Origin of the sequence: Streptomyces ferrugineus, from assembly GCF_015160855.1 — a bacterium.
Taxonomy (GTDB): Bacteria; Actinomycetota; Actinomycetes; order Streptomycetales; family Streptomycetaceae; genus Streptomyces; species Streptomyces ferrugineus.
The window spans coordinates 6198001-6210573 of the sequence record NZ_CP063373.1 but is presented as its reverse complement, the minus strand read 5'-3'; the positions used below and the strand labels follow the sequence as shown (position 1 = coordinate 6210573).

Sequence of the window (12573 nt, the reverse complement as noted above, 5' to 3'; positions counted from 1 at the left end):
ATGCGCGAGACCATCGACTTCGGCATCGACCTCGGCACCACCAACAGCGCCATCGCGGTGGCCGAGGACGACGGCGTACGGATCATCAAGAACAACGACGGGTGGGACTGCACGCCCTCCGCCGTGTGGATCCCCAAGGAGGGGGTGATCCATGTGGGCAGGCGGGCCAGGGAACGCACGGAGAGCGACCCGAAGAACGCGTATGCGGAGTTCAAGCTGGAGATGGGCGCGGCGGGCGCGGAGCGGCTCTTCGAGCGCACGGGCCTGTCGCTCAGCCCCGAAGAGCTGTCCGCCGAGGTGCTCAAGTCCCTGCGGCAGGACGCCGCGCACGAGTACGGGTACCAGCCCGAGGCGGCCGTGATCACCGTCCCGGCCTCCTTCGCCCTGAACCAGAACAGCGCCACCGGCTCGGCCGCGGCCCTCGCCGGGCTCGGCGAGCACTGCCCGCTGGTGCAGGAGCCGACCGCCGCCGCCATCGCCTACGGGGTGCAGGACGCCTCCGAGTCCGCCCACTGGATGGTGTTCGACCTGGGCGGCGGCACCTTCGACGCGGCCGTGATGAGCAAGCGCGACGGCGAGCTCCAGCTCATCCAGCACGCCGGCGACCCCTACCTCGGCGGCAAGCTCATCGACTGGGCCCTCGTCGACGACCTGCTGGCTCCCGCGGTCCGCCGGGACCTCGGCCTGGCGGACTTCAGCCGTGACAACCGCGACCGCTGGCTCAAGAACTTCGCCAAGCTCAAGCTGGAGGCGGAGAACGCGAAGATCGCGCTGTCCCGCGCCGCTTCGGTCGAGATCTCCGTCGACCTCGACGACGGCAGCGGCGGCACCGAACTCTTCGAGTACACGCTGACCCGGGGCGCCCTCGACGACCTCGCCCTGCCGCACTACACGCGCGCCATCCGGCTCTGCCGCAAGGCGCTGGCCGACAGTTCGCTGCGCCCCGACCACATCGACCGGCTGCTCCTGGTCGGCGGCGCCACCCTCAGCCCCGGGCTGCGCGAACTGCTCGCCGACCCGGTCGAGGGACCCGGCATCCCCCTCGACCACAGCCAGGACCCCACCACCGTGGTCGCGCGCGGAGCCGCCGTGTTCGCGAGCACGGTCCGGCTGCCGAAGCAGCCGCGGAAGGCGGCGCCGGGCGAGTTCGCCATCGAGCTGCACTATCCGGCGCAGTCCGTCGACACCACCGGTATCCCGGTCTCCGGCAAGGTCAGCAGCGGCAGCGCGGTGGACTGGACCCGGTACACCGTCACGCTCAGCAACCCCGATGGGCGCCCGCCCTTCCGCGGCCCGCGCACCGAACTCGGCGCGGACGGCACCTTCTACACCGAGGTCGCCATCGACGCCGACACCCGCTCCCGCTTCACCGTCGAGCTCAGCGACAACTCCGGCACCCGGCGCACCCTCGCGGGCGACACCTTCTCCATCACCCACGCCACCGTCCTCCCCGGCGACGCCGTGCTCACCGGCACCCTCGGCATCGGCAAGGCCGACGGCACCTTCGACCCGCTGCTGCGCAAGGGCGCCACCCTGCCGGCCCAGGTGACCAAGCCGTACCGGACGACGATCCCGCTGCGCCGCACCGAGCCGGACGCCGTCATCCGCATTCCGCTGCTGGAGGGCGAGCGCAGGCGCGCCGACCGCAACACCCGGGTCGGACTGATCGAGATCCGCCCCCGCGACATCCGCATCGACCTGCCCTCCCAGAGCGAGGTCGAGGTGACCTTCGAGATCCAGGCGAGCAACCGCGAGGTCCTCGTCACCGCCGACATTCCCCTGCTTCAGCAGCAGTTCGAGGCGACGATCAACCGCTCCGAGCTGCTGGCCCCCGAGCACGCCGAGCTCGTGGACCGCCTGCACGATCTGGAACAGCGGGCGCGCCTCCTCCAGGACCAGGCCGAGGACGTCCACTCCGAGCCGGCCCGGACCCGGCTGGAGGACCTCACGGATCAGCAGGCCATCCCGCAGCTGCGCAAGGAGGTGGACGCGGCGGCCGTCGACACCGGCGCCGCCGTCACCAGCGACCGCCGCATCCGCGATGTGGAGGCGCAGCTCGACGACATCGAGGAGGCCATCGAGATCCCCGGCCTGCAACGCGAGCTGTGGGATCTGCTCAGCGCCTGCGAGGACGTCATCGAACAGGTCGGCGGCAGCCCGTCGGACCGGCGCGAGCTGCAGAGCATGCGCGACCGGGCCAGCTCGCTCGGCGACGACGCCTCTCCGGCGGATCTGCGCCGGCTCATCAAGCGGGCCGGGCAGTTCCACGTCGAGCTGCTGCGCCGCACCGACCAGTGGGAGTACGTCGTCTTCCACGCGCTGGTCGAGATGCGTGACGACATGTTCTCCCGCGCACAGGCCGACGCCGCCATCCTGGAGGGCCGCCGTGCCGTCGCCGCGGGGGACCGCCGTGCTCTCGCCGGGGTCAACGAGCGACTGCGCCGACTGCTGCCGCCCGGGGTCGCGGATGAGGCCGAGCGGCTGTCCGGCGGCATCAACTAGTCGGCCGACAGGAGGAGTTGACGGTGACCACATCCCGAGTCCCGGCGGGCGTCCCGTCCGGCGCGTTCCTGCCCGCCGACGGCGACAACGGCGGCGCAGCCGCGGACGGCACGGGGCAGGGCGTCACGGCGCCGGCCGCCGACTCGCTGCGCATCTCCCTGCTCGTCTCACGCGCCCGGACGGCGGCCCGCTCCGGCGACCTGGACGGTGCCCTGCGGCTGCTGCACGAGGCCGGGGATCCCGTCGCCGCGGCCCATCCGGACGTACTGGACCTGCTCGCCCGTGTGCACGCCCAGCGCGGCGAGCCGGCCCGGGCGGCGGAGTACTGGCGCCGGGTCCAGGAGCGGCAGCCGCAGGATCCGGCCGCCTCGGCCGGGCTGGCCAGGATCGACCTGCTGGGCCGACGCGGCCCACGCGCGGCACTCGCCCGGCACCGCACCCGCACGGCCCTGGTCGCCGCGATCTGTGCCGTGGCCGCGATCACGGCCGGCACGGTCGCCCTCACCGACGGCGCCGGCGAACGCCCGGCCCCGCCCGGCCTGTCGCCGGCCGACCGCGCGGAGCAGCTCGCCGAGCGCCTCGACGCCGAACGCCGGGCGGAGCAGGCACGCGAGCGGGACCGCGCGACGGCCCGGCGGACACAGGCGGCCACAGCCCTGGCCGACGTGCTGCGGGCGCCGGGCGTCGACCCGGTCGTCCAGGAAGGCTCCGTGGAGGTCGCCTTCACCGACGGGCTCTTCTCCGAGGGCGCCGAACTGACCCCGACCGGCGCCGAGCGGCTCGCCGTCCTGGGAGAGCGCCTGGCGGGACGGACGGCGGACGTCGAGATCTACGGCCAGACCGCGACCGTGCCCGGTGCCCCGACCAGCGGCGGCTCCGTCCTGTCCCTCTGGCGTGCCCTCATCGCCGCCCGCGAGTTGAGCGCCGCCAGCGGCAAGCCCCTCACCGCGTTCACCACGGCCAGCGCGGACCAGCGCGACGCACCGTACGCGAGCGTCGCGAGAAACCGGACGGTGACGGTGGTGATCACACCGCGCCAGCCGACCGGATGAACCGCGCCTCACTCACCACGGGAAAGCGCTACGGGTGGTTCGTCAGGTTGGCCACGCTGGTCGAGGAGTTGGACGGACCGCCCGTGTCGTTGATGACGTGCCGGATGGTGCCCGTGCCGCCGGGGGAGACCGTCACCATGCTGCTGAAGCGGACGCCCGCGTTGTTCGGCGCCTCGATGGCCCGCTCGGCGGTCACACTCGGGTCGACGTTGAAGAAGCAGTGGCTGCCGAGGCCGTACGCCTGGTCGCCGACTCCGTCACCGGCGGACCGGGCCGGGAAAGTCCCCGGCGACCCGGTCCCGGTGGCCCCGCCGCGCCGCGGTCAGTCGGCGGCGGTGCCGAACCACGTGCGCAGCGGTGTCAGCAGCTCCCGCTGCTCCGCACCGACCCACGCCACATGGCCGTCCGGCCGCAGCAGCGCCGCGGGCACGTCCAACTCGTCGCCGACGTCGACGACATGGTCGACCCGGTCCGCCCAGCCCGCCACCGACAGCCGGCCCGTCCGGTCGAGCAGCAGCCCGCGCCCGTCGCGCAGCAACTCGTAGAGGCGGCCGCGCTTCAGGGGCACGTCCCGCATCCGCCGGCCGAGCAGTTCGTGGCCCTCGCCGAAGTCGTAGCGGACCCCGACCGCGGTGATCATCTCGGTCACGTACCGGTTCACCTCCTCGAAGTCCATCAGCTTCGAGAACAGCTCCCGCAGCGCGCTCGCGCCCGGATCGGTGCCCAGCAGCGTGATCTGCGCACGGGTGTTGGCCAGTACGGCGGCGCCCACCGGGTGCCGTTCGGCGTGGTAGGTGTCCAGCAGCCCCTCCGGCGCCCAGCCCTCGACCGCCGCGGCCAGTTTCCAGCCGAGGTTGAACGCGTCCTGGATGCCGAGGTTGAGCCCCTGCCCGCCGGTCGGCGGGTGGATGTGCGCGGCGTCTCCGGCCAGCAGCACCCGGCCCACCCGGTAGCGCTCGGCCTGCCGGGTGGCGTCGCCGAACCGGGAGAGCCAGCGCGGCGAGTGCGCGCCGAAGTCGGTTCCCGCGACGGCCCGGAGCTGCTGCTGGAACTCCTCGAGGGTCGGCTCGCTCGCCCGGTCCTCGGACACGCCGTCGGCCGGAACGACGACGCGGTACACCCCGTCGCCGTCGGCGGCGGCGCCGAACCTGAGCTGGGTCTTGCGGACTTCGGCGACGACGGCCGCGATCCTCTCCGGATCCTCGGTCAGCTCCAGCTCGCCCAGCAGCGTCTCGACCGTGGCCGCCTCGCCGGGGAAGCCGACGCCGAGCGCCTTGCGCACCAGGCTGCGGCCGCCGTCGCAGCCCGCGAGGTAGCGCGAACGCAGCCGCGTGCCGTCCGCCAGCTCGACGGTCACCCCGTCCTCGTCCTGGCTCAGCCCCACCACCTCGCAGCCGCGCCGGATGTCGGTGCCGAGTTCGAGGGCACGCTCGTTCAGCAGCCGCTCGGTGACCGGCTGCGGTGTGGCGACGCCGTACGGGTGAGCCGTGTCCAGGCGCTCCGGCCACGGCTTGACGATGCCGCCGAAGAGCCCGCCGACCCGGAAGGTCTCACTGACCGCGAGGAACCGGTCCAGGATGCCGCGCTGGTCCATCATCTCCACGCTGCGCGCGTGCAGTCCCTGCCCCCGGGACTGCGGGGTCGGCTCGGTCAGCTTCTCCAGCACGACCACGTGCACGCCGTGCAGCCGCAGTTCGCAGGCCAGCATCAGGCCGGTCGGTCCACCGCCGGCAATGATGACGTCGATCATCACAATCCCCGTTTCCGCAGGTCCTGGCTACGATCGGTGATTGTGCGGCACCAGGGGGGCCTTGCCGCAAGCCCCCCGCTGCGCTATACGTTGAGAGTGGCAAGGAGTCGGTGCGCTCCTTGCCTTCGCTGTTTCACGCGGTCAGATCACACAGCCCACATGCGCCAGCGCCTGCTTCAGCAGCACCCCGTGGCCGCCGGGCATCTCGCTCTGCACCGCCGGTGACAGGGCCTCCTGCGGGCTGAACCAGACCAGGTCGAGGGCGTCCTGGCGAGGGCGGCAGTCACCGGTGACCGGGACGACGTAGGCCAGGGAGACCGCGTGCTGACGCGGGTCGTGGTACGGCGTGATGCCCTGCGTCGGGAAGTACTCCGCGACCGTGAACGGCTGCAGCGAGGTCGGCACCCGGGGCAGCGCCACCGGGCCGAGGTCCTTCTCCAGGTGGCGCAGGAGGGCGTCGCGGACCCGCTCGTGGTGCAGCACGCGGCCGGAGACCAGGGTCCGGCTGACCGTACCGTCCGGTCCGATGCGCAGCAGGAGGCCGATGCTGGTGACCTCGCCGCTGTCGTCGACGCGCACGGGCACGGCCTCGACGTACAGGATCGGCATGCGGGCGCGCGCCTGCTCCAGTTCGTCGCTGGTCAGCCAGCCGGGCGTGGTTTCGGTCATGTCAGACATTGCTTGATCATACTTTCCGGGAATTGCGAACGCTCAGTCGCGGTGCGGACGGGTGTCGGGGGCGGGGACGGAATCGGGGGCGGGCGGTCCGTGGAGGCGGCGGGCATTGTCGCCGGCCGGCCACGCCGCGATCCGCAGCGCGTCCGGCAGGCCCAGCTCGTCGGCGTCCACCCGCTCCTGGAGCAGCTCGCCCAGGCCGTGACGGAACGCCAGTGCGCCGAGCCGGTACGACTCGGCCAGCGCCGCCGGCAGCTCGGCGGCGCGGTCGTTCAGCTCGACCTGGCGGGCGGCGCCGTACGCCGGACCCGTCGCCGCCGGCACGAACTCGCCGTCGGCGCCCGGCGGTCGGGTGACGGCCCCCTCGATCTCGACGGCCGCCTCGAAGGTGACGCCGTGCCGCTCGGCGGCCTCCTGGGCCGTCCGCCGCACGAAGGTATGGCCGCAGCCGGGATGCCGCTCGCCCTCCTGGGTGATCCGGTCGACCGGCGCCCACGCCCAGCCCGGCTGCCCGGTGAGTTCCACCAGGTGGTCCAGGTCGGGATACAGGCGCAGATCGCCGTCCGGTGAGCCGAGGACGTCGGTGGTGACGATCGAGTCGTTCGCGAGGAGCGTGTCGAACACCGGCGACATCCCGACGCCCCAGGCCGCCGCCGAGGCCAGCTTGGCCGTCGGGATCGTATTCACCCGGCCGATGCGCGCCGTCTCCACGTAGGCCGGCACGATCCCGTGCACGCCCCGCCCGGACAGCTCGCCGCTCGGCGCGCCGGCCCGCTCGACGTCACCGGGACGCCCGCCCGGGACGGGGTCGGCAAGGGTGGTCATACGGTCTCCTCGACGAGCTCGGCCGGTCGGGTGCCGTTTCGCTCCGGCTGGTGCGGTAGTCCGCGCTGTGCGTCAGGGTTTCACGGCCACCGCGCCGTACTGCGGCACCGGCGCGGGAGAATCGGGGGCGCGCCACTGCGAGCAGGACACCATCCCCGGCTCCAGCAGCTCCAGACCGTCGAAGAAGGCGGCGATGTCCGCGCCGCTGCGGGCGGTGATCGGCGGGGTGGCGTTCTCGTTCCAGAACTTCATCGCCGGGATCTGGCCCTCGCCGCCCAGTTCGGCGTCGAACGTCGGGTGCGTCAGGACCAGCAGGCTGCCGGAGGGGACGGCGGCCAGGACACGCCGCACGATGTCGCGGGCCTTGTCGTAGTCGAGGACGAAGTTGAGGATGCCCAGCATCATCACCGCGACCGGCTTGCCGAAGTCCAGGGTCCGCGCGGCGCGTTCGACGATGGCGTCCGGGTCGTGCACATCGGCGTCGATGTAGGCGGTGACGCCCTCGTGGGTGCCGGTGAGCAGCGTGCGGGCGTGCACCAGCACGATCGGGTCGTTGTCGACGTACACGATCCGCGAGTCGGGCGCGACGCGCTGGGCGATCTCATGGGTGTTGTCCGCCGTCGGCAGCCCGGTGCCGATGTCCAGGAACTGCCGTACGCCCCGCTCCTCGGCGACGAAGCGCACGGCGCGGCCCAGGAACTCGCGGTCCGCGCGGGCGATGTCCCGGATGATCGGGAACATCCCGGCGACGTGCTCGCCGACCTGCTGGTCGACCTCGTAGTTGTCCTTGCCGCCGATCCAGTAGTTCCACACACGCGCGTTGTGCGCCACACCGGTGTTCAGCTTCGCCGACCCGCCCGACGGGGTGTGGCCATCACTCACGACTCGTCCTCTCCTCGCACGCACGACCGAAACCGGTCATCGCCGCCATTGTGCCGGTCCGTTGATCACGCTGTCCCGGGAATCGGCAGAGCCGGCACGGCCATGGGCAGGCCGGGGGGAGAGGCGGGCCGGGCTACTCGATCTCGCTGGGGCTCGCGGCGGGCGACTTCCCGGCCAGCACGTCCTTCAGCCGCTGGGTGCCGAGCTTCACCGCCTGCTCGACGGAGTCGTCCTCGTCCCCGTCGAACCCGCCCGCCGTGACGGTGATCGCGTCGTTGCCGACGCGCACGGCGGCCACGTCCTCGGTGAGGGTGACCGGATCGCCGTCCGCCGTGCCCTTGACCGTGACGCGCAGGCCGACGCGGTCGTCGCCCACCTTGGGCAGGGACGTCTCGATGACCTGGACCGTGCGCTTCTCACCGTTGTCGGTCACCGTGAACTGGTCGCACTCCTGCGGCAGGGTCTTCAACCAGGCCAGGGACTCCTGCGGGTCGCTGCGCTCATAGGCGGCCACCTGGTACAGCAGCCGGGAGTCGTCCTGCTGGAAGCCGCGCAGCGCGGACGCCCCGGACGGCTTGCCCAGCAACTGGTCGGTGTAGAGGCCGTCGAGCAGCCGCTGGCAGTCCGCGGCGTCCGTCCTGCCGGTGAGGAAGTCGTCGGCGTCGACGGTGCCGATGACCATGGTGTCGTGCCAGGTGGCGACCTCCGAGTCCGTCACCTGCGCCCAGTCGTCCTCGATGTCCGCCTCGGTGATCAGCGCGGTCTTCGCGCCGGCCTCGGTCAGGGTGGTGGTGGGCGAGGGGGTCGGCGTCTGCCGGGCCACCGCCGCGGCCCGCGCGACGTCCTCGCCATCGCCGTCCGAGCAGGCCGCGGTGGTCAGCAACGCACCGGCGGCCAGGGCCGAGCAGAGAACACGGACGGGTCGGGGCGACGGGCGACGGGTCATCTGGGCTGCCTCCTGTGGACGTGACACGTGTCCCCAGCGCACCACCGGACCTGACGGCCCACCAGCCGCACCGGACCGTTCGAGTGAGCGCCGTCCGCGGGGCAGGACCGTCACCCGCCGGGCTGCCCGTATCCGTTCTGCCAGGCCCAGGCGGCGATCTCGACGCGGTTCCGGGCGGACAGCTTCAACTGCACGCTGGACAGGTGCGTCTTGACCGTGGACAGCGAGACGTACAACTCGGCGGCGATCTCGGCGTTCGTGCGGCCGAGGGCGACCAGCCGGACCACGTCCAGTTCACGGTCGGTGAGGGGCTCCATGGGCGTGGCCGCGGGCCTGACCGGGGCGGCGGTGGCGGTCTGCGGGGCGGTGACGTGTTTGAGCAGCCGGACCGTGATCGACGGCGAGACCAGCGAGTCGCCGGCCGCGGCGGCGCGCACCGCCTCGGCGAGCAGCGTGGGCCCGGAGTCCTTCAGCAGGAACCCGCACGCACCGCCGCGCAGCGCCCCGTACACGTACTCGTCGAGGTCGAAGGTCGTCACCACGACCACCCGCATGGGATCGGCCACATCGGGCCCCGCGAGCAGCCGGGTCGCCTCCAGCCCGTCCAGTTTCGGCATCCGGATGTCCAGCAGGCACACATCGGGCCGCTCCCGCCGCGCCAGCGCCACCGCCTCCTCGCCGTCGGCGGCCTCGGCGACCACGGTCATGTCGGGCTGGGCGTTGAGGAAGAAGCGGAAGCCGGTGCGGACCATCTCCTGGTCGTCGGCGATGAGGACGCGGATGGGCGCCCCGGACGGGGGTGGGGTGGTCATGGCTCGATCATGCCTCAGGGGTGCGGGTCGGGAGCTGGTGCAGCAGCTCGGCCGGCGGGGGGGACACGTACACCTCGTCGGGCTTCGGGAAGCCGCCGAGGCCGGGCGGCGCCGCGGTGGCCTCGTGGCCGGGCAGTTGGGCCGGGGAGGCGACGGTGACCGGCTCCTGGCGGACGTAACGGGTCCCGGCGCCGAGGGTGGTCGCGATGACCACCAGCATCACGAAGGCTCCGACGGCCCCGGCCCCGGCCCCGGCCCCGGCCCCGGCACCGGCGGTCGGCAGGTGGCTTTGGAGGCCGCGGCGGCCGGCGGACCTGGTTCAGGTGCCAGGTCAGGGGAAGGACGGGGGAACACATGGCGGGCTCCGGGGAAGGCGGGGTCAGGCGACCGTGAACTGGCTGTGGTTGCTGATCCGGCCGTCCCGGACCTGGAGGACGCGGTCGCAGTGGGCGGCGACGTCGGCGTCGTGGGTGACCATCACCAGGGCGGCTCCGGTGTCCCGGGTCGCGAACGTCAGCAGTTGGACGACCTCCGTGCTGGTCTTCTGGTCCAGGGCGCCGGTCGGCTCGTCGGCGAAGACCACGTCCGGTTCCACGGCGAGTGCGCGGGCGATGGCCACGCGCTGGGCCTGGCCGCCGGAGAGCTGGCCGGGGCGGCGGCCCTCCAGACCGTCCAGGCCGAGGGGTGCGAACCAGCGGCGGGCGCGTTCGACGGCCCGCTTGCGCGGTGTGCCCTCCAGCATCAGCGGCAGGGCGGCGTTCTCCTCGGCGGGCAGCTCCGGCAGCAGCTGACCGAACTGGAAGACGAACCCGAACCGCTTGCGGCGCAGCGCGCTGAGCCGGTTCTCACCGAGCCGGTCAATCTGCTCGCCGCGCAACAGCACCTGGCCGTCGTCGGGCCGGATGATCCCGGCGAGGGTGTGCAGCAGGGTCGACTTGCCGGACCCCGACGGGCCCATGATCGCCAGCGAGTCGCGCTCGCCGACCTCCACGTCCACGCCCGCGAGAGCGGTGGTGGAGCCGTACTTCTTGATCAGGCCGTACCCGGCCAGGACGGTGCTCATGGTGTGGCGTGGCCTTTCTCAGCGCTCGAACTTCCAGGTGACGCTCTTGGCATCGGCCTTGGTCACCCGGACGGGGATGCGGACGACCCCGCCGTCGCTCTTCTTGCCTGCGCAGGTGATGCTGGCTCCGGCCACGGCCTTCAGGCCGCCCGGGCAGGTGACGCCGGTGACCTTGTCGCCGACCCAGGGCAGCGGGTGGTACTTGCTCTCGGTGCGGCCCGCGACGATGTTCGACGCGAGCGCCTTGTGACCGTCCACCGACGCCGTGCTGTATTCGTCCAGGCGGCTGGTCGACTCGGTGCCGGAGAGCAGATAGGTGCCGAGGCCTCCGAGCGCGACCACGGCGGTCGCCCCGCCGATGACGCCGACGGCGAACTTGCTGCGGTGCATCGCGTGCTCCTGGTGTCAGTGGTGAGGATGCGACACCACACTCGCCCGCGGGCCGGGGCGCGCGCCTCGGCCATAAGGTCGGCCTTCTCACCCGGCCCATCGGCCGATCGGCTGATCCGGCCGTGCACCGCCTCGCCTACCGTGATCGGCATGAAGTCCTTCTCCTCCCGTGGCTGTGCAGGGGGCTTCGCCGTCGGCCTGCTGCTCGCCGCCTGTGTCGTCGACGTCCTCTACGCGGGCGCCGACGGGACGAGCGTGCTGCCGATGGCGGGGCCCGTCTGGCCGACGCTGGCCGTGCTGCTGGTGGGCCTGGCCGCCCTGCTGTGGCCGGCCGGGCGGCGGCCCGAGTGGCTCGCCCCGCAGGTGCGCACCGTCGCGCCCGCCGTCGCCTCGATCCTCTACACGGCGGGCTCGCTGCTGGTCGCCGTGGGGAACCCGTTCGGCCCCGGCGAGGTCGCGATCCTGCTGTGCCTGCTGTTCGTCGCGGCACGGCACTGTCCGCCGCGCTGGGCCTGGGGGTGCGGCGCCCTGGATGTGGCCGCGCTGTTGCTGCTGCCGGTTCGGTATCTGGGGTCGTTGGACTCCACCGTGCTGGGCTTCATGGTGGTCGGCCTGGTCCTGATCGGCCTGTTCGCCGGGCTTGCCGTGTATCTGCGCACGATGGACTACCGGCGGGCGCTCGCGGTGAGCGAGACCCGGCGCGGCGAACGCGTCGCCATCGCCGCCGACCTGCACGACTTCGTCGCCCACCATGTCACCGGCATCCTCGTGCAGACACAGATGGCACGGATGATGGCGCAGACCCAGCCACAGGAACTCGACCCGGTCCTGGGCGGCATCGAACACGCCGCCACCGAGGCCCTCGCCTCGATGCGCCGCACGGTCGGGGTGCTGCGCGACACCGGTTCCGAGGCGGCCGATCACCGCCCGGTCGGCGACCTGGCGGGCATCGCCGAGCTCACGGACGGCTTCGCGAGCCCGGTCCAGCAGGTCACCCTGCGCCGCGACCCCGCCGTGTCCGACGACATCCCCCACGAGGTGCAGGCCGCGGCCTTCCGGGTCGTCCAGGAGGCGCTGACCAACATCCGCCGCCACGCCGCCGACGCCACGCACATCGAGGTCCGCCTGTGGGGCGACGCCGGGCGCCTGGCGGTGTCGGTCGCGGACGACGGCCGCGGCGGCACCCAGCTGCCGGCCGCCGCGCACGGGGGCGGCTTCGGACTCGTCGGCCTGAAGGAACGGGTCACGGCACTGGGCGGCGAACTGCGAGCCGGGCCGCGGGGCGCGGTGGGCTGGGAGGTGCGGGCGGTGTTCCCGGCGGGGAAGGCCTGACGCCGCCCGTCTCGGGTGGCGAGGCCCGCCCGATTCCGGTGGCGAGGCCGACCTGTTCGTCTCGGGTGGGGATGCCCGTCCGTCTCGGGTGGCGAGGCCGACCTGTTCGTTTCGGGTGCCGGATGCCCGTCCGTCTCGGGTGGCGAGGCTGGCCTGTTCGTTTCGGGTGCCGGATGCTCGTCCGTCTCGGGTGGCGAGGCCGACCCGTCCGTCTCTGGTGGCGTGGCCCGCGCGATTCCGGTGGCGACGCCGACGCCCGTCTCCGGTGGCGACGCCGACGCCCGTCTCCGGTGGCGACACCGACCCCCGTCTCCGGTGGCGACACCGACCCCCGTTTCCGGTAC

The 12573-nt window shown here is 72.9% G+C and carries 11 protein-coding genes and 2 pseudogenes; 3 read left to right on the top strand and 10 right to left on the bottom strand.

Annotated elements, in window-relative coordinates:
• Both IM697_RS28030 and IM697_RS28025 read left to right on the top strand, forming a co-directional pair.
• Nucleotides 1-2502: an Hsp70 family protein gene (locus tag IM697_RS28030; protein ID WP_194038882.1), complete on the top strand. Its 2502-nt coding sequence runs from the start codon at nucleotides 1-3 to the stop codon at nucleotides 2500-2502.
• A gap of 23 nt (nucleotides 2503-2525) precedes the next feature.
• Nucleotides 2526-3554, top strand: coding sequence for a tetratricopeptide repeat protein (locus tag IM697_RS28025; RefSeq protein ID WP_194038881.1), 1029 nt, complete (start codon nucleotides 2526-2528; stop codon nucleotides 3552-3554).
• Between the two features lie 28 nt (nucleotides 3555-3582).
• On the opposite strand, the pseudogene IM697_RS28020 reads toward IM697_RS28025, so the two are convergent.
• The 10 genes and pseudogenes from IM697_RS28020 to IM697_RS27975 form a co-directional block, all read right to left on the bottom strand.
• Nucleotides 3583-3807, bottom strand: a pseudogene (locus tag IM697_RS28020) (coagulation factor 5/8 type domain-containing protein); the annotation flags it as partial.
• 69 nt (nucleotides 3808-3876) lie between these two features.
• A complete protein-coding gene (gene rox, locus IM697_RS28015; protein ID WP_194038880.1) occupies nucleotides 3877-5304 on the bottom strand; it encodes a rifampin monooxygenase in 1428 nt (475 codons plus the stop codon).
• Between the two features lie 141 nt (nucleotides 5305-5445).
• Complete coding sequence (locus IM697_RS28010; RefSeq protein WP_194049900.1) at nucleotides 5446-5973, bottom strand: NUDIX hydrolase family protein; 528 nt, start codon at nucleotides 5971-5973, stop codon at nucleotides 5446-5448.
• Between the two features lie 243 nt (nucleotides 5974-6216).
• A pseudogene (locus IM697_RS28005) lies at nucleotides 6217-6804 on the bottom strand (glutamine synthetase); the annotation flags it as partial.
• Between the two features lie 72 nt (nucleotides 6805-6876).
• Nucleotides 6877-7686: an SAM-dependent methyltransferase gene (locus tag IM697_RS28000; RefSeq protein ID WP_194038879.1), complete on the bottom strand. Its 810-nt coding sequence runs from the start codon at nucleotides 7684-7686 to the stop codon at nucleotides 6877-6879.
• 133 nt (nucleotides 7687-7819) lie between these two features.
• Nucleotides 7820-8632: a hypothetical protein gene (locus IM697_RS27995; protein ID WP_194038878.1), complete on the bottom strand. Its 813-nt coding sequence runs from the start codon at nucleotides 8630-8632 to the stop codon at nucleotides 7820-7822.
• Nucleotides 8633-8742: 110 nt separating this feature from the next.
• Nucleotides 8743-9444, bottom strand: a complete 702-nt coding sequence (locus IM697_RS27990; RefSeq protein ID WP_194038877.1) for a response regulator — start codon at nucleotides 9442-9444, stop codon at nucleotides 8743-8745.
• A gap of 7 nt (nucleotides 9445-9451) precedes the next feature.
• A complete protein-coding gene (locus IM697_RS27985; RefSeq protein WP_194038876.1) occupies nucleotides 9452-9667 on the bottom strand; it encodes a hypothetical protein in 216 nt (71 codons plus the stop codon).
• A gap of 156 nt (nucleotides 9668-9823) precedes the next feature.
• Nucleotides 9824-10507 (bottom strand): ABC transporter ATP-binding protein, encoded by a 684-nt coding sequence (locus tag IM697_RS27980; RefSeq protein WP_194038875.1) that lies wholly within the window; start codon nucleotides 10505-10507, stop codon nucleotides 9824-9826.
• Nucleotides 10508-10525: 18 nt separating this feature from the next.
• Nucleotides 10526-10897 carry a DUF4333 domain-containing protein gene (locus IM697_RS27975; protein ID WP_194038874.1) on the bottom strand — a complete coding sequence of 124 codons (372 nt, stop codon included), beginning with the start codon at nucleotides 10895-10897 and terminating at the stop codon, nucleotides 10526-10528.
• A gap of 150 nt (nucleotides 10898-11047) precedes the next feature.
• Here IM697_RS27975 and IM697_RS27970 point away from each other — a divergent pair, with 150 nt between their 5' ends.
• Complete coding sequence (locus IM697_RS27970; protein ID WP_194038873.1) at nucleotides 11048-12229, top strand: sensor histidine kinase; 1182 nt, start codon at nucleotides 11048-11050, stop codon at nucleotides 12227-12229.
• The last annotated feature ends 344 nt before the right edge of the window (nucleotides 12230-12573 follow it).